The sequence below is a fragment of the Devosia nitrariae genome, from assembly GCF_030160115.1.
GTDB classification, from domain to species: Bacteria; Pseudomonadota; Alphaproteobacteria; order Rhizobiales; family Devosiaceae; genus Devosia; species Devosia nitrariae.
Map to the genome: position 1 here is coordinate 580,907 of NZ_BSNS01000011.1, position 26,920 is coordinate 607,826.

27 protein-coding genes are annotated in these 26,920 nt (G+C 62.7%); 19 read left to right on the forward strand and 8 right to left on the reverse strand.

The annotated features are described in order from the left end of the window. The first annotated feature begins 19 nt into the window (after positions 1-19). The 11 genes from QQK18_RS13280 to QQK18_RS13330 all read left to right on the forward strand — a co-directional run bounded on the left by QQK18_RS13280 (position 20) and on the right by QQK18_RS13330 (position 10,962). Positions 20-1,288, forward strand: coding sequence for an extracellular solute-binding protein (locus tag QQK18_RS13280; RefSeq protein ID WP_284340815.1), 1,269 nt, complete (start codon positions 20-22; stop codon positions 1,286-1,288). Positions 1,289-1,359: 71 nt separating this feature from the next. Further along, positions 1,360-2,259, forward strand: a complete 900-nt coding sequence (locus QQK18_RS13285; RefSeq protein ID WP_284340816.1) for a carbohydrate ABC transporter permease — start codon at positions 1,360-1,362, stop codon at positions 2,257-2,259. Next, positions 2,259-3,161 carry a carbohydrate ABC transporter permease gene (locus QQK18_RS13290; protein WP_284340817.1) on the forward strand — a complete coding sequence of 301 codons (903 nt, stop codon included), beginning with the start codon at positions 2,259-2,261 and terminating at the stop codon, positions 3,159-3,161. The genes QQK18_RS13285 and QQK18_RS13290 overlap by 1 nt, the downstream gene beginning before the upstream one ends. Positions 3,162-3,186: 25 nt before the next feature. Continuing rightward, a complete protein-coding gene (locus QQK18_RS13295) occupies positions 3,187-4,146 on the forward strand; it encodes a sugar phosphate isomerase/epimerase family protein (RefSeq protein WP_284340818.1) in 960 nt (319 codons plus the stop codon). A 68-nt stretch (positions 4,147-4,214) separates the two neighbouring features. Next, positions 4,215-4,958 carry a sugar phosphate isomerase/epimerase family protein gene (locus tag QQK18_RS13300; RefSeq protein WP_284340819.1) on the forward strand — a complete coding sequence of 248 codons (744 nt, stop codon included), beginning with the start codon at positions 4,215-4,217 and terminating at the stop codon, positions 4,956-4,958. A 24-nt stretch (positions 4,959-4,982) separates the two neighbouring features. Then, entirely contained in the window at positions 4,983-6,080 is a 1,098-nt protein-coding gene (locus QQK18_RS13305; RefSeq protein WP_284340820.1) for a hypothetical protein, read from the forward strand. Between the two features lie 26 nt (positions 6,081-6,106). Beyond that, entirely contained in the window at positions 6,107-7,183 is a 1,077-nt protein-coding gene (locus QQK18_RS13310) for an ABC transporter ATP-binding protein (RefSeq protein WP_284340821.1), read from the forward strand. Positions 7,184-7,186: 3 nt separating this feature from the next. Next, positions 7,187-8,149, forward strand: a complete 963-nt coding sequence (locus QQK18_RS13315) for an aldose epimerase family protein (protein ID WP_284340822.1) — start codon at positions 7,187-7,189, stop codon at positions 8,147-8,149. 41 nt (positions 8,150-8,190) lie between these two features. Continuing rightward, entirely contained in the window at positions 8,191-8,322 is a 132-nt protein-coding gene (locus tag QQK18_RS13320; RefSeq protein ID WP_284340823.1) for a hypothetical protein, read from the forward strand. Positions 8,323-8,327: 5 nt separating this feature from the next. Continuing rightward, positions 8,328-10,013, forward strand: coding sequence for a glycoside hydrolase family 3 protein (locus tag QQK18_RS13325; protein ID WP_284340824.1), 1,686 nt, complete (start codon positions 8,328-8,330; stop codon positions 10,011-10,013). 226 nt (positions 10,014-10,239) lie between these two features. Then, on the forward strand, positions 10,240-10,962 hold the full coding sequence (locus tag QQK18_RS13330) for a GntR family transcriptional regulator (RefSeq protein ID WP_284341042.1): 723 nt from the start codon (positions 10,240-10,242) through the stop codon (positions 10,960-10,962). Here the strand turns inward: QQK18_RS13330 and QQK18_RS13335 are convergent. Genes QQK18_RS13335 through QQK18_RS13355 form a run of 5 tightly spaced genes read right to left on the reverse strand, consistent with a single transcriptional unit; the run spans position 10,942 to position 16,121 of the window. Next, positions 10,942-11,682, reverse strand: a complete 741-nt coding sequence (locus tag QQK18_RS13335) for an ABC transporter ATP-binding protein (protein WP_284340825.1) — start codon at positions 11,680-11,682, stop codon at positions 10,942-10,944. The genes QQK18_RS13330 and QQK18_RS13335 overlap by 21 nt on opposite strands. After that, positions 11,679-12,533 carry an ABC transporter ATP-binding protein gene (locus QQK18_RS13340; protein ID WP_284340826.1) on the reverse strand — a complete coding sequence of 285 codons (855 nt, stop codon included), beginning with the start codon at positions 12,531-12,533 and terminating at the stop codon, positions 11,679-11,681. Before QQK18_RS13340 ends, QQK18_RS13335 begins: the two co-directional genes overlap by 4 nt. After that, positions 12,526-13,443, reverse strand: a complete 918-nt coding sequence (nikC, locus tag QQK18_RS13345) for a nickel transporter permease (RefSeq protein WP_284340827.1) — start codon at positions 13,441-13,443, stop codon at positions 12,526-12,528. Before nikC ends, QQK18_RS13340 begins: the two co-directional genes overlap by 8 nt. Beyond that, positions 13,443-14,492, reverse strand: coding sequence for an ABC transporter permease (locus QQK18_RS13350; protein ID WP_284340828.1), 1,050 nt, complete (start codon positions 14,490-14,492; stop codon positions 13,443-13,445). The genes nikC and QQK18_RS13350 overlap by 1 nt, the downstream gene beginning before the upstream one ends. Before the next feature lie 27 nt (positions 14,493-14,519). Then, a complete protein-coding gene (locus tag QQK18_RS13355; protein ID WP_284340829.1) occupies positions 14,520-16,121 on the reverse strand; it encodes an ABC transporter substrate-binding protein in 1,602 nt (533 codons plus the stop codon). A 155-nt stretch (positions 16,122-16,276) separates the two neighbouring features. Here QQK18_RS13355 and QQK18_RS13360 point away from each other — a divergent pair, with 155 nt between their 5' ends. Together QQK18_RS13360 and QQK18_RS13365 are read left to right on the forward strand one after the other, a co-directional pair. After that, positions 16,277-17,200, forward strand: coding sequence for a dihydrodipicolinate synthase family protein (locus tag QQK18_RS13360; protein ID WP_284340830.1), 924 nt, complete (start codon positions 16,277-16,279; stop codon positions 17,198-17,200). Between the two features lie 9 nt (positions 17,201-17,209). After that, positions 17,210-18,349: a mandelate racemase/muconate lactonizing enzyme family protein gene (locus QQK18_RS13365; protein WP_284340831.1), complete on the forward strand. Its 1,140-nt coding sequence runs from the start codon at positions 17,210-17,212 to the stop codon at positions 18,347-18,349. A gap of 59 nt (positions 18,350-18,408) precedes the next feature. Here the strand turns inward: QQK18_RS13365 and QQK18_RS13370 are convergent, their stop codons facing one another. Then, positions 18,409-19,116 carry a GntR family transcriptional regulator gene (locus QQK18_RS13370; RefSeq protein WP_284340832.1) on the reverse strand — a complete coding sequence of 236 codons (708 nt, stop codon included), beginning with the start codon at positions 19,114-19,116 and terminating at the stop codon, positions 18,409-18,411. A 33-nt stretch (positions 19,117-19,149) separates the two neighbouring features. Then, positions 19,150-20,106 (reverse strand): dihydrodipicolinate synthase family protein, encoded by a 957-nt coding sequence (locus QQK18_RS13375; protein WP_348523225.1) that lies wholly within the window; start codon positions 20,104-20,106, stop codon positions 19,150-19,152. A gap of 113 nt (positions 20,107-20,219) precedes the next feature. Between QQK18_RS13375 and QQK18_RS13380 the strand changes: the two genes are divergently transcribed. The 6 genes from QQK18_RS13380 to QQK18_RS13405 all read left to right on the forward strand — a co-directional run bounded on the left by QQK18_RS13380 (position 20,220) and on the right by QQK18_RS13405 (position 26,187). Then, complete coding sequence (locus tag QQK18_RS13380; protein WP_284340834.1) at positions 20,220-21,323, forward strand: ABC transporter ATP-binding protein; 1,104 nt, start codon at positions 20,220-20,222, stop codon at positions 21,321-21,323. A 65-nt stretch (positions 21,324-21,388) separates the two neighbouring features. After that, positions 21,389-22,675, forward strand: a complete 1,287-nt coding sequence (locus QQK18_RS13385; protein ID WP_284340835.1) for an ABC transporter substrate-binding protein — start codon at positions 21,389-21,391, stop codon at positions 22,673-22,675. An 8-nt stretch (positions 22,676-22,683) separates the two neighbouring features. Beyond that, complete coding sequence (locus QQK18_RS13390) at positions 22,684-23,577, forward strand: carbohydrate ABC transporter permease (RefSeq protein WP_284340836.1); 894 nt, start codon at positions 22,684-22,686, stop codon at positions 23,575-23,577. Continuing rightward, complete coding sequence (locus tag QQK18_RS13395) at positions 23,574-24,500, forward strand: carbohydrate ABC transporter permease (protein ID WP_284340837.1); 927 nt, start codon at positions 23,574-23,576, stop codon at positions 24,498-24,500. Before QQK18_RS13390 ends, QQK18_RS13395 begins: the two co-directional genes overlap by 4 nt. 67 nt (positions 24,501-24,567) lie before the next feature. Then, positions 24,568-25,659 carry a sialidase family protein gene (locus QQK18_RS13400; protein WP_284340838.1) on the forward strand — a complete coding sequence of 364 codons (1,092 nt, stop codon included), beginning with the start codon at positions 24,568-24,570 and terminating at the stop codon, positions 25,657-25,659. Positions 25,660-25,686: 27 nt separating this feature from the next. Further along, entirely contained in the window at positions 25,687-26,187 is a 501-nt protein-coding gene (locus QQK18_RS13405) for a hypothetical protein (RefSeq protein WP_284340839.1), read from the forward strand. Here QQK18_RS13405 and QQK18_RS13410 read toward each other — a convergent pair. Continuing rightward, positions 26,179-26,466, reverse strand: a complete 288-nt coding sequence (locus QQK18_RS13410) for a hypothetical protein (protein WP_284340840.1) — start codon at positions 26,464-26,466, stop codon at positions 26,179-26,181. The two genes, QQK18_RS13405 and QQK18_RS13410, sit on opposite strands and share 9 nt — an antisense overlap. Between the last annotated feature and the right edge of the window lie 454 nt (positions 26,467-26,920).

The window sequence follows — 26,920 nt, forward strand, 5'->3', positions numbered from 1 at the left end:
GCGTCTGTTGGGTCCATCCATGGCCATCCTGGCCGCAGCGGCGTCGATGAGCTCGGCGCAGGGTCAGGACATCACCTTCTGGACCCAGCCGCAGGGTGACCTGCTGGCCTACCAGGATCTCTACGATCAGTTGACCAGCGAGTTCCGGGAACAGACCGGCATCAGCGTCAACTACGAAGTGATCAACTGGTCGGTGGCGTTCAATACCTGGCTGACCGTCGCCCAGGGGGGCGCCGCGCCCGATTGCGCGGACATGTACTGGCTGCACTCGTTCTCCGGCATCGGCGGAGAGCAGTATGGCCCCCTGCCGATCACCGAGTATCGTGACCAGTGGCCGAACCTGGAGGAAGACTTCTACACCGGCGCCCTCGCCGACGTGCACTACCAGGACGAATTCTATGGGATTCCGTGGCGTGTCGACATCCGGCCGATGATGTACCGCACCGATTTCCTCGCCGAGGCGGGCATCGATGCGCCGCCGGCCAATTGGGATGAGATCGTCGAGCAAGGTCTCGCGCTCACCGTGCGGGAGGACAATGGCAATGTGAGTCGCTGGGGTTTCGCGCCGGGCAACAACAACCCTGGCCAGACGCTGTTGCCCTACTACTGGCAGGCCGGTGGTTCGATGATGAGCGCGGACGGCACGACCGCAACCATCGACAACGAGGCCATGCGCACCGCGCTCAAGTTCCTCCAGGACCTGGTGCACGTGCACAAGATCAGCTCACCGGAGATGTTCGAGAAGAGCGCGGACCCGCTGACCGATTTCGTCTCGGGGCAGGTTGCGATCAATGGTTCGTCCGGCAACGCCTGGCCGGTGCAGTTCGACCGCGACTATCCCGAGCTCGACGGCACCTGGGCGCTGGCCCTCAACCCTGAAGGTCCGGAGAACCGCGATTCCTTCTCAGGCGCCGGCTATTGGGGCGTGCTCCGTGGCGCCAGCGACGTCGATGCATGCATCGAGTGGCTTAAGTTCCTCTCCTCAGAGGAAACCATGCAGCGCATCAGCGAGACGACAGGCGCCGCCAGCCCTCGCCGCGCGGTGATGTCGTCCGGGTTCTGGACCGACCGCCCGTGGAAGGAGGTCATGGCCGAAACCCTGAACCACGGTCACACCTCCCAGCATCCAAGCTCGGTATGGACGGCCTTGGCCTCTCCCGAGCCCGGCGCGGTGATCTACGACCTCGTCTACAACACCGTGATCGGTGGCGCCGATATCGACGCGGCGGTGACCGAGGCTCAAGCGCGCATGCAGGCGGAACTCGACCGCGCAACCGCCTCCAACTGACCTGTCTCCCAAGGTGGCGGCCGGGGCATGCTCCGGCCGCGATCCCCGCAATCTCTTCAGGGAGCACGGCCTTGACTCGGCAAAAATACCTCTTTTGCTACATGATGCTGGCACCCGCGTTGATCATCACCGGCGCCCTCGGCATCTATCCGATGATCTACTCGCTCTGGATGAGCTTCGTGGAGTTCGACCTGCTCCGCATCGCCCAGTTCGGGACGCCATTCGTCGGTCTCGACAACTATGTCGCCGTGTTCGGCGATCCGCGATTCATCCAGACCGTGGTCAACACCATCCTTTTCACTGTTCTCGCCGTCGCGGCGACAGTTGGGTTCGGCTTGCTCCTGAGTCAGGTTCTGAATGCCACATACCCCGGTCGCGCTGTGGTGCGGATGATGGTGTGCGTGCCCTGGTTCGTTCCTCCCGCGGTGGCTTCGGCCATCTGGATGTGGCTGCTCCACACCGATCGCAGCCCGGTCAATTTTCTCTTGCAGGACATGGGGCTGATCACCTCGAACCTGCGCTTTCTGACCGATTCCAGCACATGGGGGCCTTTTAGCCTGCCCATGCTGTCCATCACAGCCGTGCGTGTCTGGAACGGCCTTCCCTTCGCCGTCATCTTCATCCTGGCGGCTCTCCAGTCCATTCCGCGCAGCCTCTATGAGGCGGCCGAAGTCGACGGCGCCACCCTGTTCCAGAAGTTCTGGTACGTGACCCTGCCATCGCTGCGGCCGATCCTCGCCATCCTCCTGACCCTCCTGGTCATCGGCGGGCTGGGTTCGTTCGAGATCAACTACATCATGACCGGCGGCGGCCCGCAGAACCTGACCAACATCATGGCGGTCTACTCCTACCAGCAGGCCTTTTCCTTCTACCGCTTCGATCTGGCCTCGGCGGCAAGCGGCGTGATCCTGATCATGACCGGCTTCGTCTCGGTCTTTTATCTGCGGTCCCAGTTCAAGAGGACGCTCTGATGGCACTGGCAATGACGACGGCCGCAGAGCGGCCGGGGCTCCTCCGGCGCTTTGCCGCCATGAGCAAGACCGACATGATCACCCGCATCGTGATCGTGGCGGTCACGCTGGCGCTGCTGTTCTACATCCTGCTCCCGGTCTACTGGATGCTGAAGAGTTCCTTCCAGCCCAATGCCGAGGTTAGGGCTCTGCCGCCGATCTGGGTGCCGCAGGATCCCACGCTTCAACCCTATACCAACGCCAATCGGCTGATCCCGATGTGGCGCTATGTCGGCAACTCGCTCCTGGTATCGTTCACAGCCTCGGCCATCGCCACGGTCATCGCCTCTTCGGCAGCCTACGTCCTCGCGCGCTTCCGGTTTCCGGGTGCCACGCTGATCCTGGGGCTCATCCTGCTCACCAACCTGATCCCCCCGATCACCCGCATCTTTCCGGTCTACTTCTTCATCCAGAACCTGGGCCTTCTGAACAGCTATGTGGGACTGATCTTCGCCTATGTCGGCTTCTCGCTCCCCTTTGCCGTGCTCATGCTGCGCGGATATTTCGAAACGGCGGCTCCGCCCGAACTCGAGGAGGCGGCCCTTATCGACGGCTGCGGTTACTTCGAGGCCTTCTGGCGCGTCATTCTGCCGGTCTGCCTGCCGGGCATCGCGGCCGTAGGCATCTTCACCTTCCTCAACGCCTGGAACGACTTCCTCTGGGCGAGCCTGCTGCTCAACCAGGGCGAGATGAAGACAATCCAGGTCGGCATCGGCGACTTCGCCCAGGAGGGTGGCGGCGTCCAGTATGTGAACGCCTTCATGGCCGCCTGCGTGGTCGCCACCATCCCCGCCCTCGTCCTCTTCGTCTTCGTCCAGCGCTGGCTTGTCGGCGGCCTCACGGCCGGTTCCGTCAAGACCTGACGCGATCCCAGCCCAGAGAACCAATATGCCCATTCGCAATTCGATCCTGCTTGGCACGCTCGGCCGCTATGCCGACCGTTTCCACGAGTACCAGAAATCCCGTTCCCTCGCGGAGCGGCTGGAGATCGCCAAGCGCATTCCCCGTACCCATGGCGTCGAGCCGGTCTATCCGCAGGACCTCGGTCATCACGGCGAACACGTGCAGACCGTCAAGGACAGCGGCCTTGCCATCTCGGCGGTCAACGTCAACCTCAAGGGCGAGGACATCTTCCGCAACGGCTCCTTCACGAATCCGGACGCGGCAATCCGGCGCCGCTCGGTCGACTACCTCAAGACCGCCATGGACATGGCTGCCGACTTCGGCGCCGACATGCTGTCGGTCTGCCCGCTGATCGATGGTTGGGACTATGCCTTCCAGGTCGAGTACGACAAGCAGTGGCAGTGGCTGGCCGAATGCTTCCGGGAGGCCACCGCCTATCGTCCGGATGTTCGGATCAGCATCGAATACAAGGCCTATGAGGTCCGCAACCGGATCGTGCTGCCCAATATGGGACGCACGCTGCACTTCTGCGACGTCGTCGGCGCCGACAATCTGGGCGTCACCATGGATGTGGGTCATGCGCTGATCGCTGGCGAGACCCCCGCCGCGGAGATCTGCATCGCCCATGCCGCCGGCCGCCTGTTCTACATCCACTTCAACGACAACGACCGGGGCGCCGACTGGGACATGCTCCCGGCCTCCGTCAACTTCTGGGAAACGCTGGAGGCGCTCTACTACGTGCGCAAGCTCGGCTGGGACGGCTGGGCGGCTTATGACGTCTTCACCCGCTCCGGCGACAACGCCGAGGCGGTGGCGGCCACCTTCGAGATCATGGAGAATCTCGACAAGCTCATCGACCGGATCGGCTTTGACACCCTCAAGGGGCTGAGCCAGGAGGGTATCCCTGCCCGCGCCTTCAATTCCATGATCGGGGCCCTGCTCTGATGCTGGGAGTAGGCAGCTATGCGTTCCGGTGGCATGTGGGCATCCGGGATCGCCTCCCTGAGCGACCCATGTCCGCGCTCGCCATGCTCGAGGAGGTGTCCGGGCGTGGAGTGAAGCTGCTGCAATATGCCGACAACCTGCCGCTGCACCAGCTCTCGGTCGCCGAGATCGAACAACTGGCGGAGACGGCCAGCGGGCACGGCGTGACGATCGAACTGGGTCTCACAGGGTGCGATCTCGCCCTCGTGACGACCTATCTCGATCTTGCCAGGCAGTTTGGCGCCCGCATCCTGCGCATCGCACCAACAGCCGAGGAATCCGCCCGTGACAACGCGGAGATCGCCGCATTGCTGCGGGACGCTGCCCGGCCCAGCCGCGATGCCGGCGTCACCCTGGCCGTCGAAAATCACTTCCATCTGCCCTCGCCACGGCTGGTGGAAATCCTTGAGCTGGTAGCCGACCCGGCCGTCGGTGTTTGTCTCGACGTCGCCAACTCGCTCGCCTGTCAGGAATGGCCCGCCGACACGATCAGGATGCTCGCGCCCTTCGCGGTCAACCTGCATCTCAAGGACTACCGCGTGGCGCTCGACCCGCATGGTGTCGGCTGCGCCATGGTGGGCACGCCACTGGGCGAGGGAGTGCTCGATATCGGGGCGGTGTTTGTCGAGCTGTTCGCGCACGGGCGCGACGTCAACGTCATTCTCGAACACTGGTTGCCTTGGCAGGGCGACTTCACCGCCAGCCATGCAGCCGAATTGGCGTGGCTCGACCGCAGCATTGCAAGGGCGCGGCAAGAGCCGGCCATCCACTGAAACAGACGCGTAAGGGAGGACCAGGTGTCCACAAGGATCACGATCGAAGGCGAAAAATTCCTGATCAACGGCGAGCCGACCTACAAGAGCCGCTCGTTCGAAGGCAAGCCGGTGGAGGGGCTGCTCTTCAACACCCGCATGGTGCAGGCGATCTTCGATGATGAGAATGCGGAGTCGGCAAAGCAGTGGGCCTATCCCGACACCCGCCGCTGGGACCCCGACCGCAATCTCGGCGAGTTCATCGCACAACTGCCCACCTATCATACCAAGGGCATCCGCGCCGTGACGCTGAACCTCCAGGGCGGCATGCCGGTGACGGGCACCGAACGGGCCCAGCCCTGGATCAACTCTGCCTTCACGCCTCAAGGCGAACTCAAGCCGAAATATCTCGAGCGGCTGGAAAAGGCGCTTCGGGCCTGTGACGACCAGGGCATCGCCGTCATCCTTGGCTACTACTATTTCGGCCAGGACGAGAACATGGCCGACGAGGCGGCGATCATCCGCGGCGTCGACAACATCACCGATTGGCTGCTCGATACCGGCCTTGAGAACGTCATGGTCGAGGTCAACAACGAGTGCGACGTGCCCCTCTACGAGCACGAGATCCTGACCCCGGCGCGCGTCCACGAACTGATCACCCGCATCAAGACCCGGCATCGCGACGGTCGACGCCTGCTGGTGGCGGCCAGCGTCACCAACTGGCCGTTTAAGGAGAAGGCGGGCCTGCCGCTCACCCGCGGCAACGATGCCGCCAATGTCGACCAGGCCTTCCTCGATCGGCTGGCCAGGGGCAAGGTGGACAAAGTCATCGAGGAGTCCGACTTCATCCTCTTCCACGGCAACGGGCTCGATCCCGCCGGCATCGACAAAGTCATCCGCGTCGTCAAGGACACCGAGACCTACAAGACCAACCCGCGTCCCCTCTGCATCAACGAGGACTCGACGACTGTTGAGAACATGGACGCGGCCTTTCCGCACTATGTGCCGTGGGGTTACTACGACCAGGGCAAGAACAACTATCGCGACGGTTTCCAATCCCCGCCGGTGAACTGGGGCATCTCCACCCCGGAGAAGCGGCGTTTCTTCGATCGCGTTGCCGAAATCACCGGCGCGGCCGGCTAAACCAGCCCTTCGAAGAGGAGCACGACATGGCTTCCATTGCCATCCAATCCGCCCGCAAGGCCTATGGGGCCGTGGAAGTCCTGCATGGCGTGTCGATCGACATTCCCGACGGGGAGTTCATCATCCTCGTCGGCCCTTCCGGCTGCGGAAAATCGACGCTGCTGCGCATGATCGCAGGGCTCGAGAGCATCACAGGCGGGGACATCGCGATCGGTGGGCAGGTCGTCAACGACCTGCCGCCCAAGGCGCGGGACATCGCCATGGTCTTTCAGTCCTACGCGCTCTATCCGCACATGACGGTCGCTGAGAACATGGGCTTTTCATTGAAGCTCGCCAAACGGCCGAAATCGGAAATCGAGGGCAAGGCCAAGGTGGCGGCCGATATCCTCGGGTTGCAGCCGCTGCTTTCACGCAGACCCGCCCAACTCTCGGGCGGGCAGCGGCAGCGTGTGGCCATGGGCCGCGCCATCGTCCGCGACCCGGCCGTCTTCCTCTTCGATGAACCACTTTCCAATCTCGACGCGCAGCTACGCGTGCAGATGCGGGCCGAGATCAAGGCATTGCACCAGCGCTTGAGGACCACCACCGTCTATGTCACCCACGACCAAGTCGAGGCCATGACCATGGCTGATCGCATCGTGGTAATGCACGATGGGCATGTCGAACAGGTGGGCGTTCCGCTCGATCTCTTCGATCGTCCGACCAATCTCTTCGTCGCCGGGTTCATCGGGTCGCCCTCGATGAACCTCATCGAGGGGCAGGTCGAGGTAAGCGACGGTGTCGTAACATTCGGCTCCGGTACACTGGCAGTCCGCCTCGATCCGGGCCGGGCCGGTCTGGCCGGCCGGGACGTCGTCCTCGGCTTTCGACCCGAGCACGTGACGCTGGAGGCTGCGGGCGGACCGGGGAGCTTCACTGCCGAGGTCGTGGTCGTCGAGCCGACCGGCAGCGAGACCCTGCTCAATCTCAAGGCCGGTGAGCGGACGCTGCTCGCCCTCTTCCGCGAAAGGCTTGATATCGCACCGGGCGAGACTGCGACTCTCGCCGTCGATCCAGCGCGTATCCACCTGTTCGACCGGTCGAGCGGCATCCGTATCGAGTAGCTTATGCAAGCCGTCGCAATTGCCAACGATGCGCTCTCGGCACGCATCGCTCCCTTCGGCGCCACCCTGGTCGATCTGCGCCTCTCCGGTTGGCCGGAGCCGCTCGTTCTCGGCTTCGAGCGTCACGAGGACTATGCAGAGGCTGACCACTATGCCGGCGCAGTCATCGGCCGTTTCGCCAACCGCATCCGGCATGGACGTGCCGTTCTCGACGGTCGCCCGATCCGCCTGTCGATCAACGGTGACGGCCATCACCTCCATGGCGGAGGGACCGGCGCCGCCCGCCAGTCGTGGCGCTTGGAGGAGGCCGATGTCACAAGGGTGGTGCTCACCTGGTTGAGCCCGGACGGGCATGAAGGCTATCCGGGCAACTGCCGGGTGCGGGCCGTCTACAGCGTTCTGCCGCCGGCAACGCTCAGGCTGGAACTGGAGGCGACGACCGACAAGCCGACATTCGTCAATCTTTGCCATCATCCCTATTTCAACTTCTCCGGCAGGCCCGATATCTTCGATCATCACCTCGAGATCGCCGCCACGCATTATCTGGTGACGGGACCCAACCTGATACCGACAGGCGAGATCCGTCCCGTAGGGTCTTCTCCCTTCAATTTTCGCCAGCTTCGGGCGCTGGGTGCGAATCGACCCCAGCCCGGTTTCAACAACACCTATCGCCTCGCCGAGGCCAGCCGCGCTCACCCGACGTTCGCAGCGCGGCTGGGCCTGCCCGGCGGGCCCGCAATGGAGCTCTGGACGACGCAGCCCGGCCTCCACCTCTATGATGGCTACAAGCTCGGGAGCAGCCTCGTTGGTCTTGGAGGACGTATTTACGGTCCGCATGCTGGCCTCTGTCTGGAAGCTCAGAACTGGCCCGACAGCCCAAACCATGGGCATTTCCCTTCCGCGGTCCTCTGTCCAGGAGAGACCTATCGTCAGGTTACGGAGTATCGCTTTACGCTTGCTCGGTAGGGCGGCGCTGATCATGTTTGGATCCGGGCAAGCTCGGCCAAATGGCCAATGCGAAGCGCTTCGGCTATGACACGTCGTACCTTGAACGCCTCACCGCCATCACCGCCAGCTGCAAGGCCCTGCCGGCGTTCGCCCTCGCCGCTCCGGCGCGGCAACCCGATTTCGAGGAATAGTCATGATGGATCGACCTGCCGTCTCTCTCGATCACCTCCGCCTTGCCCCCTTCAACCTCGATGACGAGGCCGTGGCCTGGGTAGCCAATATGGCAGCCGGGCTCGACGCCGACGCACGGCTGATGCAGCTCTTCGTCATCGGCATGCATGGCCCGGCCGCGAACTGGAGCGGTGACGAGATCAAGCGGCTGCGACCGGGGGGCGTCATGCGGTTCTTTTCGGCAGACGGTATGGCTGAAGCCACATTGCTCGATCGGCTGCAGGACGAAGCGGACGTTCCGCTCCTCGTTTCGGCCGATCTAGAAGGCTCACGCATGAGCCTGCCGTTCGCCACCACCGTACCCAATCCCCTGGCCCTGGCGGCGGTCGACGACGTCACCCTGACGCGGGAGATTTCGCGCGTGATGGCCGACGAGGCGCGGGCCGTCGGGGTGAACTGGTCCTATACCCCGGTGCTCGATATCAACGCGGCATTCCGCTCGGCGATCGTTGCAACGCGGGGCTACGGCTCGGATGTCGATCGCATCGAGACCCATGCCATGGCCCAGGCAGACGCGTTCCAGCGGGCGGGTGTCGCCGCCTGCGTCAAGCATTGGCCGGGCGAAGGGTTCGATGATCGCGACCAGCATCTTCTGACCACCGTCAATTCGTTGTCGATGGAAGAGTGGGAGACCCGCTTCGGGCGCCTCTATCGCTCAGCGATTGCCGGCGGCGTCATGTCCGTCATGTCCGCCCATATCGCCTTGCCGGCCTTTGTCCGGGAGGGCGATCCGCAGGCCGGCATCGAAGCGTTCCGCCCGGCATCCGTGTCCCGCGGGCTCACCACAGAGCTCCTGCGCGGGCGCCTTGGTTTCAATGGCCTGATCGTTTCGGACGCCTCCGAAATGGCGGGTGTGACCTCCTTCATGGCCACGGCTGAGGCCAAGGTCGAGATGTTGCGCGCCGGCTGCGACATGATCCTGTTCTCACAGGACATGGATCGAGACCTCAAGGCGATCAAGTCGGCCCTCGCCGATGGCACGCTCTCTGAGGATCGCGTCGACGAAGCCCTTATGCGCGTGCTCGGCCTCAAGGCAGCCCTCGGGTTGCACAAGGACCGGCGCGAGCCCGCGACCGACCGCCTGGCTCGGCTGCGCCGGCCTGAGGCGCAAGCTGCAGCGAGCAGTGGCTTTCAGCGCGCACCAACCCTGGTCAAGGATGTCGAGGGTCTGTTTCCCATCTCCTCGGAGCGCCACCGCAGGGTCCTGCTGATCACCGGCGGCATCGTCTCGCCGATCCACGGCGCACCCATCCTTCTCGCCTTGCCGGACCTTATGCGCAAACGCGGCTTCAAGGTGGACGTCTACGAATCGGGCACGCCCGTTCCAACGGGCGACTACGACCTCGTCCTCTACGCACTGGGCGAGGAAACGCTGCTGACCCGTGGCCGCATATTCCTCGACTGGTTGCGGCTGATGGGCGATTTTCGCCTGGCGATGCGCCGCACCTGGCACGAAGTGCCGACGGCAATGATCTCCTTCGGCTATCCCTACTACCTCTACGATGCGCCCCGTATGCCGGCCTATGTGAACGCCTACTGCACGTCCGACGAGATGCAGGAAGCGGTGCTGGATTGCATGATGGGGCTGCGCGCTTTTGAGGGACGCTCGCCTGTCGACCCGTTCTGCGGCCTGGAGGATGCCCGATTCTGATGGGAATCAAGCTTGTGACTAACTGGGGGAAAAGTCATTTCTCCCTTGTCGCCCGAGCCATGGCGCAGGTCACCAATGATGCCGATACCTGGCCCCGAGATCGGCGGTGCATCACGAGCTGTCTCCAGCAGGTGAGCTGGCTTCCTCTGTGAGAGGCGGATTGGACGTTGTAGAGACTGATATATCACTGTAAGAGGTGCCAGGTTACACGTGCGTGGGTGAATCGATGCTGCATGAGGACGGTAGAGCGCTGGAGCCACTCGATCCCAAGCTGACGGTGAGTTTGCGCGATCATGTGCATCGCGCCTTGCGTCTTGCCATCATCAGCGGGCGCTTTGCGTATCAGTCGCGGCTCAACGAGCGGCAGCTCGCCGAGGAACTAGGGGTGAGCACGACGCCGCTGAAGGAAGCCCTGCGCCAGCTCGAAGCCGATGGCCTCGTCACCACATTGCCGCGGCGCGGGGTGGTGGTGCTCTATGGGCGCACCTGGGCCGAGGAGATGATCCTGGCGCGAGCGGCTCTCGAAGCGATGATCTCCCGAATGGCGGCGCAACGGCTGAGCAAGGACGACGCCGAACAGCTGGAAAGCCTGATTGAGCGGATGACCGTGGCGTCCAGCGGCGACGATCCAGATGAACTGATCGAGGCGAACGAGGCGTTCCACGACCAGATTCACAAGAGCTCCGCCTGCGTCTATCTCGGACGTCTGATCGATCGGCAGCGATTTTATGATGCGAGTACGCGCCGGATCATCCACTCGGACCTGACCGAGCGCGCCAAGGCGCTTGCAGAGCACACCCAGATTGGGCGAGCTATCATCGCTCGCGATCCCGACGCGGCGGAACAGGCGATGCGCAACCACGTGATGCGCTCGGGCGAGCTCTATATCCGGCGAGTGTTCGGCAACAGCGAAACGCCTATGGGAGGCTTAGACCCCCTCACGCAGTAGGCGGGTGTAGTCGTTCTCCACCGCCCCGGCGATGAGCCGTTGCTTGTCTGTGAGCTCGACGAACCGGCCTTCGCGCATAACCGCGATCTGGTCACACACATGCGCGATCACGGCCATGTCGTGGCTGACGAGGAGGTAGGTCAGCCCCTGATCCTCCTGCAGGGTCTTGAGCAGGTTCAGCACCTCCGCCTGCACCGACACGTCGAGCGCCGAGGTCGGCTCGTCGAGCAGCATGACCTTTGGCGACAGGATCAGCGCCCGAGCAATGGCGACGCGCTGCCGTTGCCCGCCGGAGAGCTGGTGAGGGAAGCGGTAGCGAAAGCGCTGCGGCAAGCCCACTTGCTCGAGTACCTTGCCGATCCGTCGGTCGCGATCATCAAGGCCATGAATTTCGAGTGGCTCGAGAAGGGTCCGCTCGATGGTGTGGCGCGGGTGGAGCGATCCATAGGGATCCTGAAAGACCATCTGGACACGGGCGCGTTGGGGCAGAGTGCGGCGGCCGGAGATGGGCTCGCCGTCGATCGCGATCTTTCCCTGCCAGTCCGTCAGCCGGCCGGCGATGGCGCCCATGACGGTGGATTTTCCGCAGCCGCTTTCGCCCACAAGACCGAAGGCCGTACCAGGCATGACACTGAACGAGACATCGTCGACGGCGCGGAAAGCCAACATACCTTCGCCGAAGGTGACGGTGAGGTGTTCGACGCAGATCGCGGGGGTCATCGGGTGGGCTCCAGCCATGATGGATCGCGCTGCAGCACCGCAAGCCTGTCGCGCGGCGCATCGATCCGCGGCAGCGCCTCCAGCAGCCCGATCGTGTAGGGATGCCGTGCGTTCTCGAGTTCGCTCGCTGCGATCGTTTCGACGATCCGACCCGCATACATGATCAGGACGCGGTCGCAGAAGCTGCGCACCATATTGAGATCGTGGGAGATGAACATGAGGCCGATGCCGCGGCTGACCACGATTTCATCGAGCAGTTCGAGGATCTGCCCCCGCACGGAAACGTCGAGGGCCGAGGTCGGCTCGTCGGCGATGATCAGCGAGGGTGAGGCCACCAGCATCATGGCGATCATGATGCGCTGGCCCATGCCCCCCGAGACCTCGTGCGGGTAAAGGCGGTAAACGCGGTGCGGGTCGCGGATGTGCACCTGCTCGAGCATCGCCAGCGTGCGCTCTTCGGCTTCCCGTTTGCCGACGCGAAGATGGAAGCGCGCCATCTCGCTGATCTGCTGGCCAACGCTCATCACCGGGTTGAGCGAGTATTTGGGATCCTGCAGGATCATCCCGATGCGACGGCCACGGACGGACTGCATTTGCCTTTCCGTCGCTGTGCTCAGGTCGACATCCTCGAACTGGAGTTTGTCGGCAATGATCTCGGCGGACTTGGGCAGAAGGCGCATGACGGCACGGCCGGTCATCGTCTTGCCCGAACCCGACTCGCCGATGATGCCGAGCTTTTCCTTGCCGAGGGTGAAGGATACGCCGCGCACCGCCTCGATCGGTCCGGCAAGGGTGCGGAACCGCACCTTGAGGTTTTCGACGTCGAGCATGGGCTGGGTCGGCTTAGCCATTGCGGGGATCCAGGATGTCGCGCAGGCCGTCGCCGAGCAGATTGAAGGCAAGGCTGACAAGAAGAATGGCAAGGCCAGGGATGGTGGTCAGCCACCAGGCATCGAGCAGGTACTGGCGGCCCGAGGCTGCCATGGCCCCCCACTCGGCGGTCGGCGGCTGGACGCCGAGACCGAGAAAGCCGAGACCGGCTGCGGTCAGGATGATGCTGGCCATGCTGAGCGTGACGCGAACGATGATCGAGGGCGCGCAGATCGGCACGATGTGGCGCCAGAGGATGCGGGCAACGCTGGCGCCCTGCAGGCGGGCGGCAACCACGTAATCGGCATTGCGGACCGTCAGTGTTTCGGCGCGGGCGAGGCGCGCGATCGGCGGCCAGACCGTCAGAGAAATGGCGATGACCGCATTCTCGATCCCCGGCCCGAGCGCCGCCGAGAAGGCAAGGGCCAGCACCAGGCCTGGAAAGGCGAGAAAGATGTCGGTGATGCGCATCAGCACGGTGTCCACCCAGCCGCCCAGGTAGCCGGAGGTGGCGCCGACGAGAAAGCCGATGGGGGCGACGATTATGGCAACGAGAAGCGTGGTGTAGAGCGTGGTGCGGGCGCCGAAGAGAACGCGCGAGAAGACGTCGCGGCCGTATTCGTCGGTGCCGAACCAATGGGTCGCCGAGGGCGGCCGCAGCGCCTCAAGCAGGTTCTGTGCATTGGGGTTGTAAGGCGAGATCACCGGCGCGAGGAGGGCGAGCGCCACCAGGACGAGCACGACAACGGCGCCGCCGAACGCGAGCGGGTTGGCCAGGAGTTCGAGCCACACCCGGTAGGCGCGGCCGAGCTTGGCCTGGCGGGATGAAGCGACGTCATCGGTCACCAGCCAGGCGTGAAGGCCCGAAAGGACAGTGGTCGAAGAAGTCATCAGCGGGTCCTTGGATCGACAAACCGGTAGACGACGTCGGACAGCAGGTTGGCGATGATCGATATCAGGCCGATCACCAGCACGCTGCCCAGCACCGGGTTCATGTCGGCATAGAGGAGGGAGCTCGTCAGATACTGCCCGAGGCCGGGCCAGCCGAAGACCGTCTCGATCAGCACCGTGCCTTCGAGGAGGCCGCAATAGGCCAGCGTGACGATGGTCAGGAGCTGTACGCGGATGTTGCGGAAAGCATGACCCCAGACCACGGTTCGGCCGGGCAGGCCCTTGGCGCGGGCGGTCAGCACATACTCCTGGTTCAGTTGCTCCAGCATGAAGGCCCGGCTCATGCGGCTGAGATAGGCCATTGATGCATAGCCCAGGATCAGGGCAGGGGTGATCAGGTGATGGAGGGCGCTCCAGAACACCTCCCACTCGCCGGCAATGATCGAGTCGATGAGGAGCGACTGCGTCGGGCCGCTGACGATCCCCTCGTTGTAGATGTCGATGCGGCCGCCCCCGGGTATCCACTGCAGCCAGGCGTAAAAGACGAGGATGACCAGGGTGCCCAGCCAGAAGATCGGCATGGAATAGCCGACCAGGCCGACGACGCGGGCAACCTGGTCGATCCAGCTCCCCTTGCGCACCGCCGCGATGATGCCGAGCGGGATGCCGAGGCCGCCACCGATCAGAATGGCAAGGGTGGACAGTTCGAGAGTGGCGGGAATGACGCGGGCGAGGTCGGTGGTCACCGCGTTCTTGGTGATGAAGGACTGGCCGAGATTGAGGCTCAGCACATCGCGCAGATATGTGAAGAACTGGACATAGAGCGGCTGGTCGAGTCCCAGCATCCGATAGACGCGCTCGTAGGTTTGCTGATCGGCCTCGGGGCCGATCAGCGAGATCACGGGGTCGGTGGGCACCATGCGCCCAACCACGAAGGTAATGACCAGCAGGCCGAACAGGGTCGTCGCGATGACCACGAGGGACGTGGCCAGTTTGCGCAGGGCCCTGGTCAGCCCTGCCAGCCGGTTCTCGGTCGATACGCTTTGCATGAACGCTACCTGCTCGGCCTCCTGGCCTTACTGCTTGGTCACGGTGTCCCAGCGGGTCAGCCAGGTGGAGTGGCCGACATAGCCCTGAACGTTGGCGCGAATAGCCTTCACGTCCGAGCGCTGGAACGAAGTTATGAGCGCCGGCGATGAAGCAAGATAGGCCTCGTTGATCTGGGTATAGAGCTTGGCCCGGCGTTCCTGGTCGGTCTCATGCGCTGCGGCGGTCACCATCTCCTGGATTTCGGCGGGGACATCCCAGGCGGTCCGCCAGGCGTTGATGCCAGTGAGATTGGCTTCGTCCGAATTGTCGGCGTTGGTCGCGTAGGACTGGAGTACCGCATGCGGATCGGGCAGGCGATCGCCGGAGCGCGCGGAGAATACTTCGAAGTCGCGGGCGCGGAATGAGCCGAGGTGGTCGCCGAGCTGGAGATTGAGGGTGATGCCGGCCTCGGCGGCATTCGCCTGCAGGGATTGGGCGAGGTCACCTTCCGGGGTATTGGGGTTGGCGAAGTAGACCATGGAGAAGCCATCGGGATAGCCCGCCTCGGTGAGCAACTCCTTGGCCCGCTCGATGTCGAGCGTATAGGGATTGTCCTCGATGGCCCCGATCAGCCCCGCGGGGATGATGGTCTGCTGCATGGTGCCATAGTAGCGCATCACGCCTTGCGCGAGACCCTCATAGTCGACGAGATAGCGGAAGGCTTCGCGCACCTTGGGATTGGCGAGGATCTCGTTCTTCTGATTGAGCGCCAGATAGTAGAATCCATAGCCGGGTGTCTGCTGGATGGTGACTTGCCCACCCTGCGCGAGTTGGGCGAGATCGGTGCTGGAAAGCCGCGTGGCGATATCGATGTCGCCGGCTTCGAGCTGCAGACGCTGGCTGGCTGATTCCGGCATGTGCCGCAGGATGACGCGGCGCATGGCGGGTGCACCCTGCCAATAATCCTCGTAAGCTTCGGCGATGAGAATATCATTGGAACGCCAGGTGCGAAGCGTGTAGGGGCCCGAGCCGGCGTCGCGGGTCTGGAGGTACTCTCCACCCATATCGCCGTTACGCTCTTCCCCGGCAAGGAGAGCGCTGTCGAGAATGGAGGTGGAGAAGCTCGCGAGCGTATAGAGGATGAGGCTGGGGTTCCACACTTCCGGAGTCTCGACGACCACGGTGCTGTCGTCAGCTGCACGGATCAGCGTATCGACGTTCTCGGCGGTAAAGCCCCACTGGCGCAGATCCACGGACGGAGCAAGGCCGCGCTTGACCAGTCGGCGGAGCGACCATTCGACGTCCGCCGCCGTCAGCGGATTGCCGGAGTGGAAGGTGACGCCCGACCGGATCTTGAAGGTGAAGGCCTTGCCGTCTTCCGAGATCGTCCAGCTCTCGGCAAGCCCCGGCTGAGGTTCGGAGATGTTGTCGGCCGGGAGCACCACGAGGCGCTCATAGAGATTGGCCGCAATCTCGGCGGATTCGAACTGGTTCAGGTCATGCGGATCAAGGCCGCGCATGGACGACATGTTCATGGCGATGACCAGCTGGTCATCGGGGGTCGCTGCATTGGCAAGGCTGAGATGCCCGGCTGCGGCAATGACAACGCCCGATAGCAGGGCGCTTTTCAGGAGTTCGCGTCTCTTCATTCTTCCTCTCCCGGTTTCGCTCTTCAGCGCGGATGCTGCAGAAGAGCTCTTGAAATCTGATATTTCAATGTTCATAAATCAGTGCCGACGTCAACCGGTTAGCGCGTCGGCTTCAGGTGAGCGATGTGCGGCAACATTTTGAGGAGACTCCGCCAATGTCCGAAGCCATCACCAAGGTGCGCCGAGCGCTTACGGGCATTTCCGGAGTACCCGTAACGCCTTACGGGGGGAGTGGCGCGCTAGACGGTGCGGCGCTAAAAGCGCTGATCGGGCGCCTGTCACGCAGTGGTGTTCACAATCTGATGGCGGCCGGCAATACCGGCGAGTTCTTCGCCCTGGCCCTGGAGGAGATCGGAGAAGTCCACCGGCTGACGATCGAGGCGGCGCACGAGGGAACCAGCATCGTGAGCGCGGCCGTGGGACGATCTCTGGCCGACGCCAAGCGGCTTGCGCGCGATGCCATCGCCGCCGGCGCAGATGCCATCATGGGGCACCATCCCATGGATCCGTTCGCGGCACCGGCCGCACAGGCGCGCTATTTCCTTGCACTTGCGGACAGTTCCACCGTACCGGTGATCGCCTATGTACGTTCCGACACCTTCTCGATTGCCGATTTCAAGCTCCTTGCCGCCCACGAGAATGTCGCCGGCATCAAATTCGCCTCGAACAACCTGATGCTGCTGGGCGAAGCCATCCGCGCTACCGCCGAATATCCTACGGTTTGGGTGTGCGGGCTGGCGGAAGGCTGGGCCCCGCCATTCTATGCCATGGGCGCGCGCGGCTTCACCTCGGGGCTCGTGAACGTGTTCCCCGAGCTTTCGCTGGCCATCCACAAGGCATTGGAAGCGAACGACTACGCCAGGGCGCGCAGCCTCATTGCACCGATTGCTGGTTTTGAAGCGCTGCGGACCAAATATTCCAATGGCGCCAACGTGACGGTGGTCAAGGAAGCGCTCGAGATCATGGGCGAGTCGGCGGGGCCGGTGCGTATGCCCGGTCTCGAAGCGCTCAACGAAGAAGAGCGGGCAACCCTGCGCGAAATTGTTTCCCGCGTCCGTTCGATCAATCCTTCTGCCTGAGGTTTGTGGATGAAGATCACCGCTCTCAAAACCTTCATGCAGCGCGTGGACGAGCGTCCGCGGCTCTTGGTCAAGATCGAGACCGATGAAGGCATTTCCGGTTGGGGCGAGGCCTACAATCACGGTCCGGACTGGGCCTTGCCGCCGATCCTCGACTATATGTTCAACTACCTCGTGGGCGAGGACCCGCGTCGGGTCGAGTATCTCGTCCTCAAGCTCAATCAGCAGTGTCGCTTTCCACCCGGGGCCATGGGCCTTGCCGCCATTTCGGTCATCGATCATGCCCTGTGGGATATTGCCGGCAAAGCGGCAGGGCTACCGGTCTATATGCTGCTCGGCGGGCATGTGCGTGACCGGGTGAAGGTCTATTGCGGCGTCTACACGGCGCCGGATCCGGAGGCGGCGCTGGACCAGACGCTCGCCCTCAACGAGCAATACGGCTACACCGCCTTCAAGCTCAGCCCGTACCGGCGCGATCTTCATGCCGGGCGCTGGGGCGAATTGGTCAAGGAAACCGGCGATTACTTCGGCCGCGTGCGCGAGATCACGCCCAGCCACTTCGAATTCGCTTTTGATGCGCACGCCAAGATCTTCGAGCCCTACCAGGCCGTGCAACTGGCCGAGGCGCTCGCCCCCTCCGATCCCTATTTCTACGAAGAGCCGATCCGGCCCGAGCACATTCCGGCCTGGCGCGAGCTCAAGTCGAAGGTGCGGGTGCCGCTGGCCACCGGCGAAAGCCTCTACAACCGCTTCGAGTTCCTGAGCCTCCTTTCGGCCCAGGGCGCCGACATCATCCAGCCCGATATCTGCGTGGTCGGCGGGCTCACCGAAATGCGCCGGATCGCCGCACTGGCCGAAGCGCACTATGTCACCGTGGCGCCGCATAATCCGATGGGACCGCTGGCCACGGCGGTCAACATCCACTTCTGCGCGGCACAGCCGAACTTCAAGGTCCTCGAGTTCAAGCCCCACGTTCATGCGCCCTGGGCACTCGACCCGTACGTTCCCGTTGACGGCCACATGGACTTGCGGCCCGATCGGCCGGGCTGGGGCATCGAGATTGACGAAGGAGCTCTCGCAACGGACGACTACGTGCATTGGGAACGCAAGGTCACCCGGAAGCCGGACGGGTCGACAGCCTATCCCTAGTCGAGCCTTGGCAGGTTATCGGCCTGCGGCCGGATGCATATCGATCGGGTGTCCAGCGATCAGAACGCCACCGCGCGCTGACGGGCATTGTAGAGGTGTCGTTCAATGGCGACGACCGCACGCTCCCGATCACGGGCCAGAATGCCATCGATGATCTCCAGATGGTCCTCCAGCGCCGGCGCCAGTACCACGGGATTGAGCTTGATACGGTCGAGATGGATCATCCGCACCCGGATGGAATTGATTGAATAAGCCTGGATCATCGTTTCGTTGCCGGTCGCGGCGATGAGGAAGTCGTGAAAACCGGAATCGATGCGTTGCGCTTCATCCAGCAACTGGCCGGTGATGCCCTGATTGGCCCGTTCCAGAATGTCGGTGTGCAGTAGACGCTGAGCGTTGAGTTGATCGTCGCTCAGGTGCTCAACCGCGTAGATGGTAGCTTCGCGTTCATAGGCTATCCGCAACTGGTAGGACTCGCGGATCATCCTCAGGTCCACCGTGGTTATCTGAATGCCGCGTTGCGGCATGACCGCCAGCAGTCCCTCGGCTTCCCACCGGGCCAGCAGCTCGCGCAGGGCACCCAGCGAGATTCCGAGCTTGGCCATCAGTTCGCGTTGCGACAGGCTCTGTCCTGGGCGGATGTCGCCGGACAAGAGTAGGTCCTGGAAGCGACGATAAGCGGTCTGCCGATTGAGGGCATTGTCTGCGGGAACGTCTGAGTTGCCGGCAGTGCCGCGCACCTTCCGAACTCCACTGGCCGACAGCATTGCTGATCCTCCAATCCTGGTGCGAGCGCTCAATCAATCAGACTCGGCGGCAAAATCAAATCGAGTCGCGGTGAATGCCGCGATGAGTTTTTCTTCCTTTTCGGCATCGAGCGGAAGCAGGGGCGGCATCGGACGGCGCCAGGAGGGATCGTTGGTCATCCGGGCCTTGAGCGCCTTGAGCGCCACAACCCCGCCTGTAGCCTCCACAATTTCGATGCGGCGTGCGGCCCGATCCATCGCAACCGGCTCCGCCAGTCCCGAACTCGAGCGATATCGGTCGGCGAGATCGGCGGCGACGACGTTGGGCATGCCGCCGATCATCCCTGCGCCACCCTCGCCGACGAGTGCCGGTAAGACGCGATCGTCCCCGGTGAAGACGCGCAACCGCGGGAAACTCCGGACCAGCGCCAGCGTATCGAGCTCGACGCCGGTCGAATCCTTGACGCCGATGATCCGTTCCCCATGACGCGCGATCAGGTCCTCGATCAGATGCGCAGTGAAAGGGGCACGGCTCATTTGAGGGATATGATAGAGAATTACGTCAATGGGGAAACTTCCGCCCAGCCGGGTGGCGCAAGCGGCAAAGTAGCCGGCGATACCATCCGCGCTCGCACCATAATAATAAGGCGGCACCATCAGCAGGGCTCGGCAGCCGAGCTCGGCCGCGGCGGCCGCCATTGCTACGGTATCATCAAGCGCAACGCTCATTGCCGCCGGAATGACCCGGCCCATGTCAAAACCGTGCTCGCGCAGCACGCGCAACGCTTCGACCTTCTCATGGACTGAAAACGACGGCCCTTCGCCGGTGGAGCCGAAGGGGGAGACGTAACTGCACCCCCGCGCGACCAACCACTCGAGGTGCGCCTGGAGGCGCTGCACGTCGATCCGGAAGGCATTGGTGACCGGCGTCAGCGACGCGGCGACAATTCCGCCTACTTCGGCTTTCCGGAGGGGGGCGGGGAAAGGCTGTTGTGTCACTGATACAATCACCGATATGAGTTATGATGCAATCAACTATTTACACATGGTCCAATTTGTTGCAAGGTCCTTTTGCTGGCGCTGGGGGAGACGTGACCCAGCCCTGATTTGGAGGACGAGAAACCTTGGCTGAGCTGGAACTGAGCCGCGTGTCCAAGACCTACGGTGCGTTCAACGCGCTGCGCGACGTGTCGCTCAAGATCGGCGACGGCGAGTTCGCGGTGTTCGTGGGGCCCTCGGGGTGCGGCAAGAGCACGCTGCTGCGCCTGGTCGCAGGGCTCGATCCGGTCAGCGAAGGCCAGATCGCCATCGGCGGCAACGATGTGACGACACGTCAGGCCGGGCAACGTCCCGTTGCCATGGTCTTCCAGAACTATGCGCTTTATCCGCATATGAGCGTTTACGACAATATCGCTTTTCCGCTCCAGATGGAGCGCCGCTCCAGGCAGGAGATAAAGCAGGAGGTGGCGCGGGCCGCCCAGGTCGTCCAACTCTCCACTCGCCTTCAGGATAAGCCGGCCAAGCTTTCGGGAGGCCAGCGGCAGCGTGTGGCGATAGCCCGGGCGATCGTTCGCAAGCCCGGCATTTTCCTCATGGACGAGCCGCTCTCCAATCTCGATGCCGCGCTGCGCATGGAGATGCGGTCCGAACTGACGCAACTGCACCGGCGGTTGGGCTCCACCATGGTCTACGTGACGCATGATCAGCTCGAGGCCATGACCATGGCCGATCGCATCGTCGTGCTCAACGGCGGCAAAGTAGAGCAGGTGGGTGCGCCCATGGAGCTCTATCACAACCCCGCAAACCTTTTTGTCGCGGGTTTTATCGGCAGTCCGCCGATGAATTTCATCGCCGGCGTGGCCGGGTCGATTGCGGGCGAGGCGATGCTGCGCGTCGAGGCGCCGGGCTTCGGGGAAGTGACCGTTCCCTATGACGGCTCTGCAGTGCGGACCGGAGACAAGGTGACGCTGGGAATCCGGCCTGAAGCGGTCACGCTGGGCGACGCCACCGACGATTCCATCAGTTTTTCAATCGTGCCGGACATAATCGAACGCCTTGGCCTCCACACCATCGTCCATTCCGAAAGCGGTGGGCGACCATTTACGGCCCTGTTCAACGGCGACCCGCGGTTGCGCCCGGGGGAGCAGATTCATGTCCGTGTTCCACGCACACAAATCTACCTGTTCGACCAAGACGGGGTCGGACGCTCGAGGCAGATCGCAGCTTGAACCAATCGCCCATGGGAGGGGGAGAGGAGTAGCCCCCACCTTGCGCAAAACAAGGGAGAGAACACATGTCTGATAAATCCTTGACGCTATCGAGGCGCGAGCTGCTGCTCGGCGTTGCGGCGAGCAGCCTTGCGCTCGGTTTCGCGGGTGTTTCGAGCAGGGCTTTCGGCCAGGATCAGCAATTGGTCTTCTGGTCGCAGTTTGCCGGCAGCAAGCGCGCCGCCGGCGAGGCACTGGAAACCGCCTTCAAGGCAGCGCACCCCGAGCGCAACCTCGTCAGCACGCTTTATGCCGAGCCGCCCCAACTGAACGAGAAGATCCTCACCTCCATCAATGGCAATACCGCGCCGGACCTGTTCGTCCAGCACTGGGACTATAACCTCACCTATGCCGCGGGTGACCGCATGCTCGATCTGGGCGAGGCGCTGGACGTCGATATGGCAGCGCTCGATCCTTCCCTTCTCGCCTATGGGCACATCAACGGGGCGCAGTATTCCATTCCCATGTACGGCACCTCGCGCGGTATCGGCTTCAACCGCGCCTACGTCATAGAGGCCGGACTCGATCCTGAAGCGCCGCCCACGACCTGGGCCGAGTTCCGCGACTGGGCCATAGCGCTCACTAAGCGGCACGAATCCGGCCTGCTGGAACGTGCCGGCTTTTCCATGTTCCACAACGATCTCGAGGCCTGGGAGGTCTTCACCCTGTTTCTCCAGGGAGCTGGAGGCACGCTGTTGAACGAAGACCTTTCTGCGCCGACCTTTGCCGGTCCGGAGGGCGTCAAGGCGCTGACCTTCCTCCATGGTCTCCTGCACGAGGACAAGGTGACCGACCTTGGCTTCGGCCTCGGCCCAGGCGGCCTCGCGAGCCCCTTCAACAGCGGCCGTGCTTCCATGATCATTGCCGGCAACTATTCCACCAACAACGCATTGCGCGCTGGTATCGAGTTCGACCTGGCGCCTATTCCCAAGGAGAACGGTGGCTACACATCGCTCGTCGATCCGTTCTGCTATGCGGTTCCGCGCGATGCCAGGAACGTCGAGGGAGCTGTCGAGTTCATCGCGTTTGCCCTGACGCCCGAGCAGCAGGTAGCCTTCGCCGTCGAAAGCAAGAACGTGCCTGTCCTCAAGTCGGCGCAGCAGGATCCGGCGGTGCAGGCCGACCCGTATCTCGCCAAGTTCGTCGAGACGGCCAGCTATGCACCGGCGGAAGCCCCGGCCATCCCAGCCTTCTCGCGCTTGGTGACGATCATTGCGCGTGCTGTGCAGGAGGCCATGTTCAATCGCACCAGCGTGGAGGACGCCCTCGCGGCTGCCGCGAACGAAGTGCAGACGATCCTCGATCGCGGATAGGTATCGTCATGGCATCCCGATCGTCCGCGACCGCAACCGGAGCGTTCAACCAGAACCTCGGCGCCTATCTGTTTCTGGCTCCGGCGTTGCTGATCTTGTTCCTGTCGCTGCTCCTGCCGGCGGTTGCCACGATCGGGATGAGTCTTACCGATGTGTCGTTCCTGAGGCCGACGACCTTCGTCGGCCTCGACAATTACCTGCGGCTGCTGTCGGATGGCCGTTTTCAGCAGGCCGTCGGCAACACCACCTACTACACGCTGGGCGTGACCCTGCCGACCATGGTGTTGGGGCTATTGGCGGCCGTGGCGCTCAACCGGCGATTCCCGTTCCGGATCGCGTTCCGCACTATCTTCTACTTGCCCGTACTCACCTCGTTGATCGCGGCGGCGGTGGTCTGGGTCTACCTTTATGAACCCTATTCGGGGCCGATGAACGGTTTTCTGGTGTCCCTCGGCCTGCCCCCACAGCCGTGGCTGCAATCGCCGGACCTGGCCATGACTGCCCTCATTATCATGGCGGTGTGGCGCGACTTCGGTACGGCAATGATCATCTATCTGGCGGGGCTCCAGGATATCCCGGAAGAGATCTACGAAGCGGCGCGCCTGGATGGGGCAGGCAGGCTGGCGATCCTCCGGCGGATCACTGTTCCCATGCTCAGCTCCGTCACCTTCTATCTGATGATCATCCTGATCGTGCAGTCCTTCCAGGTTTTCGGCGCGATCTACGTCATGACGGGTGGAGGACCACTCGGCTCCACGGAAACCATCGTGTTCCAGATGTACCAGACTGCGTTCGGCTATACCGAATTCGGCTATGCGGCGGCTATGTCCACCGTCCTCTTCTTCGTCATTCTCCTGTTCTCCATCGTGGGCACCAAAATCATGAGGAGGGGCGAAGCATGAGCGTGGCAATGTCGGACAGCATCCAGACCAAGGGTAGCATTGGCGCGACTGTTCAGGCCGCCCGCCCGGTCATCGAAGCTCTTGTCGGGTACGGGCTCCTGCTCTTTGCGGCCTTTGCCACCATGGCGCCGTTCCTCTGGATGGTCTCGACGTCGTTCAAGGCAGACCCCGAGGTGTTCCAGTTCCCACCCAGCTTCGTTCCACAGGGTCTGGTCTGGCAGAATTACCTTGACGTGATCTACGCGCCCGATACGGGCCGGCAACTGGTCAACAGCCTGATCTTCGCGCTGGGATCGACCCTCTCCAACCTCGTCTTCTGCTCACTCGCCGGTTTTGCCCTGGCTCGGATGCAGTTCCGTGGCAAGACGTTCATCTTCGCCCTCGTGGTGGGCCTGTTGATGGTGCCGGCACAGAGCCAGATCGTACCGGTCTTCCTGATCGTTCAGCGGATTCCCTTTGCAGGCGGAAACGACTGGATGGGCAATGGCGGTACGGGATTGCTCAATACCTATTGGGGCATGATCCTTCCCACGGCCGCGACACCGTTTGGCATCTTTCTCATGCGGCAGTTCTTCAGCCGTATTCCGATAGAATACGAGGAATCCGCCAGGCTCGACGGCGCCAGGCCCTTCACCATCTTCTGGCGCATTATTCTGCCCTTGGCACGACCGGCCATGGCGGTGCTCGGCGTGCTCAGCTTCCAGAGCGCCTGGAATGAATTCATCTGGCCCCTGATCCTCACCAACTCGCGCGACATGGCTACGCTGCAGATCGGCCTTCAATTAATCCAGAGCGGGCCGGACGCGCGCTGGAACGTCGTCATGGCCATGGCAACGCTCATCACGGTGCCGATCATCGTCGTGTTTCTTTTCGCCCAGCGCTACGTCATCGACGGAGCGGTCACCAGCGGCGTCAAGGGTTAGGCTGGAACCAGCCTTCATCAGTCATCAGCAATGCACGCGTCCGTCGCGTGTACGAGGAAGGTTACCTATGATCGAACATGTCGAAGTCTACCGGGTGCCGGGAGAATACGCAGCCTGGCCAGCCAATTACGGTCTCTGGGCTTGGGACGACGAGGTGGTGGCGATCTTCTCGCAAGGCTTCCGCGGCAGGCAGGAAAATCTTCATGCACGCGACATGACCCGTCCGTTTGTCGGCAAGCAGGCGCGCAGCCATGACGCAGGGCGCACCTGGATCAGCGAACCGTTCACCGGGAGCATTCCGGGCGGGGCGTCTCTGTCGGGTGACGAGCACGTGATTGGGGCGCTTCAGTGCCAACCCAACATCGAGACCGAGCGCGATCTTTTCCCGCTCGACACCCCGATCGACTTCCTCGATCCCGAAACCATTGTCATGTGCGCGCGCACCGGCCTCGGTGAAGGTTCGGTCAGTTGGTTCTATGTGAGCCGCGATCGTGCCAGGACGTGGCAGGGACCGTATCGCTTCGGCGATTTCGGCTTGCGAGGCATTTCGGCGCGCACCGACATTGTGCCGCTGGGCCAGCACGACGCATTGTTCCTCCTGACGGCGGTCAAGTCGAATGGCAAGGAAGGGCGGGTCTTCTGCCTGCGCACCCGTGACGGCGGGCGCAGCTTTACCTTCGAGAGCTTCGTCGGCGAGGAGCCGGATGGTTATGCCATCATGCCCGCTTCCCTGAAACTGCCTGACGGAAGCATTCTCTCGTTGGTTCGATGCTCGACTCCAGGCAAGGGGCCGGACCGGAAAGCCTGGATCGAACAGTACCGCTCCACCGACGATGGGAAGAGCTGGACACTCGAGGGAAGGGTGGTGGACAACACCGGCTACGGTGGCAATCCGCCGACGCTCTCCTCACTGCCGGATGAAAGGCTGCTTCTCGTTTATGGCTTTCGTGATGCGCCTTACGGCATTCGAGCACGGACCAGCGACGATGGCGGCAAGAGCTGGAGTCGAGATCTGATCCTGCGTGAAGATGCCGGCATGTCCGACCTCGGCTATCCGCGCACGATCGTCCTCGGAACCGGTACCGCGCTCACTGTCTACTACTATAACCATGGCGCTGAAACCGACCGCTATATCGCAGGCACGCTGTTCCGGCCCTGACGTGGCGCTCTGGGCACCGGCACCCTGATGTTTCGGGCGCCCGCTGTCCACAGCGGTTACAAACGGCCGGATGAAACTTGGAAAGACGACCATGCCGGAAAGCTGGAAACTCGGCTGGCAGAACTGGTGATGGCGATAGCACGTGCAGCAGAACTCTCGGAACGCCAATGGCACGAGGAAGTTTGGCAACGCGAGGAGCAAAGGAAGGCGGAAGCGCAGGTACGTACTCGGGAGGAGCAGGAACGAATAGTAGAGGAGCGGCGGCTAGAGGAAAAGCGGCGCTACAAAAAGGCCGTCAAGCAATTGGTTCGTGCTGCACAGGGCACTGCTAAATCGCACCTGATCCGAGAGTACGTGCAACGAACTCGTGAGCGGCTGTCGGGCGCCGTCACGCGCGGGTTGCGTGACAGTGGGGCAGGGCGATCCTCGGCCGTTCGCAACCTCAAGGAAGCGATCGACGTGGTTGCCGAGCATTTCGGTTTTGTCGCAGCGAGTCCCCTGAACGGCAGGCCGCCAATGTTAGGGTAGCGCAACAACCGCTGCCCACGCTTGAACGACAGTTGCGGTAACGCCTACCAAAACGATCAGTAAGGTGACCACTGCAAGGCCGCGCTCGAAATTGGAGAAGCGCTTCGCGGTGACTAGCCTGTTCCCGTCCCAGTAAAGCTCGCCAGTTTTTCGGTGAATGCCGAGCAACGCGACCCCATTCAGGGAAATGGAGTCGACGTCTGGCGGCCAATCATCGGGGCGATCGTTGGAGAACCTAAACGCTCGCATGTGAGCCCAATCCACAGCGGTCTTTGTCATGCTCGTCTTCCTAAACCCTAGTCACAAGAGCTTCGCGCAGGCGCTGGAGAAGGGCAAGGAAATCTGATGCGCCCACAACCTCCCGTACACCACAAATCGATAGCCCAGCGGACCCCGCGTTCGCTCCGGCGCTCGAGGTCATCGACTGGGCATGCGCCTCTTCATTGAATCCGGCGCTGACCTCTACAACGAGGACCACAGGCATCTGACCTTCGCCACTCTCGGCGCGCTATCGACGAACGTTCCCAACGGCCGCGCCGGCCGCCGCGTCATCGGCCAATGCGAAATGGGTCTGCCGCCCTACTCTTCGTTTTGCGTGAGCGAGGCGATAAGAGCACGAAGAGACTGGTTCTGGGCGGAATGCCGTTCCTGTATCAGGAATGCTCCAAGTTCATAAGTTGTGCTTTCGCCTCCAGAAGACGCGCTCACCGTTTCGCATTGCTGATTTCCTCAT

What these genes read in the sequence shown, in the direction of transcription:
- QQK18_RS13280 (WP_284340815.1), top strand. Translation starts at nt 20, where the DNA reads ATGGCCATCCTGGCCGCAGCGGCGTCGATGAGCTCGGCGCAGGGTCAG.
- QQK18_RS13290 (WP_284340817.1), top strand. Translation starts at nt 2,259, where the DNA reads ATGGCACTGGCAATGACGACGGCCGCAGAGCGGCCGGGGCTCCTCCGG.
- QQK18_RS13295 (WP_284340818.1), top strand. Translation starts at nt 3,187, where the DNA reads ATGCCCATTCGCAATTCGATCCTGCTTGGCACGCTCGGCCGCTATGCC.
- QQK18_RS13300 (WP_284340819.1), top strand. Translation starts at nt 4,215, where the DNA reads ATGTCCGCGCTCGCCATGCTCGAGGAGGTGTCCGGGCGTGGAGTGAAG.
- QQK18_RS13310 (WP_284340821.1), top strand. Translation starts at nt 6,107, where the DNA reads ATGGCTTCCATTGCCATCCAATCCGCCCGCAAGGCCTATGGGGCCGTG.
- QQK18_RS13315 (WP_284340822.1), top strand. Translation starts at nt 7,187, where the DNA reads ATGCAAGCCGTCGCAATTGCCAACGATGCGCTCTCGGCACGCATCGCT.
- QQK18_RS13320 (WP_284340823.1), top strand. Translation starts at nt 8,191, where the DNA reads ATGGCCAATGCGAAGCGCTTCGGCTATGACACGTCGTACCTTGAACGC.
- QQK18_RS13325 (WP_284340824.1), top strand. Translation starts at nt 8,328, where the DNA reads ATGGATCGACCTGCCGTCTCTCTCGATCACCTCCGCCTTGCCCCCTTC.
- QQK18_RS13330 (WP_284341042.1), top strand. Translation starts at nt 10,240, where the DNA reads ATGCTGCATGAGGACGGTAGAGCGCTGGAGCCACTCGATCCCAAGCTG.
- QQK18_RS13335 (WP_284340825.1), bottom strand. Translation starts at nt 11,682, where the DNA reads ATGACCCCCGCGATCTGCGTCGAACACCTCACCGTCACCTTCGGCGAA.
- QQK18_RS13340 (WP_284340826.1), bottom strand. Translation starts at nt 12,533, where the DNA reads ATGGCTAAGCCGACCCAGCCCATGCTCGACGTCGAAAACCTCAAGGTG.
- nikC (WP_284340827.1), bottom strand. Translation starts at nt 13,443, where the DNA reads ATGACTTCTTCGACCACTGTCCTTTCGGGCCTTCACGCCTGGCTGGTG.
- QQK18_RS13350 (WP_284340828.1), bottom strand. Translation starts at nt 14,492, where the DNA reads ATGCAAAGCGTATCGACCGAGAACCGGCTGGCAGGGCTGACCAGGGCC.
- QQK18_RS13355 (WP_284340829.1), bottom strand. Translation starts at nt 16,121, where the DNA reads ATGAAGAGACGCGAACTCCTGAAAAGCGCCCTGCTATCGGGCGTTGTC.
- QQK18_RS13360 (WP_284340830.1), top strand. Translation starts at nt 16,277, where the DNA reads ATGTCCGAAGCCATCACCAAGGTGCGCCGAGCGCTTACGGGCATTTCC.
- QQK18_RS13365 (WP_284340831.1), top strand. Translation starts at nt 17,210, where the DNA reads ATGAAGATCACCGCTCTCAAAACCTTCATGCAGCGCGTGGACGAGCGT.
- QQK18_RS13370 (WP_284340832.1), bottom strand. Translation starts at nt 19,116, where the DNA reads ATGCTGTCGGCCAGTGGAGTTCGGAAGGTGCGCGGCACTGCCGGCAAC.
- QQK18_RS13385 (WP_284340835.1), top strand. Translation starts at nt 21,389, where the DNA reads ATGTCTGATAAATCCTTGACGCTATCGAGGCGCGAGCTGCTGCTCGGC.
- QQK18_RS13390 (WP_284340836.1), top strand. Translation starts at nt 22,684, where the DNA reads ATGGCATCCCGATCGTCCGCGACCGCAACCGGAGCGTTCAACCAGAAC.
- QQK18_RS13395 (WP_284340837.1), top strand. Translation starts at nt 23,574, where the DNA reads ATGAGCGTGGCAATGTCGGACAGCATCCAGACCAAGGGTAGCATTGGC.
- QQK18_RS13400 (WP_284340838.1), top strand. Translation starts at nt 24,568, where the DNA reads ATGATCGAACATGTCGAAGTCTACCGGGTGCCGGGAGAATACGCAGCC.
- QQK18_RS13405 (WP_284340839.1), top strand. Translation starts at nt 25,687, where the DNA reads ATGTTTCGGGCGCCCGCTGTCCACAGCGGTTACAAACGGCCGGATGAA.
- QQK18_RS13410 (WP_284340840.1), bottom strand. Translation starts at nt 26,466, where the DNA reads ATGACAAAGACCGCTGTGGATTGGGCTCACATGCGAGCGTTTAGGTTC.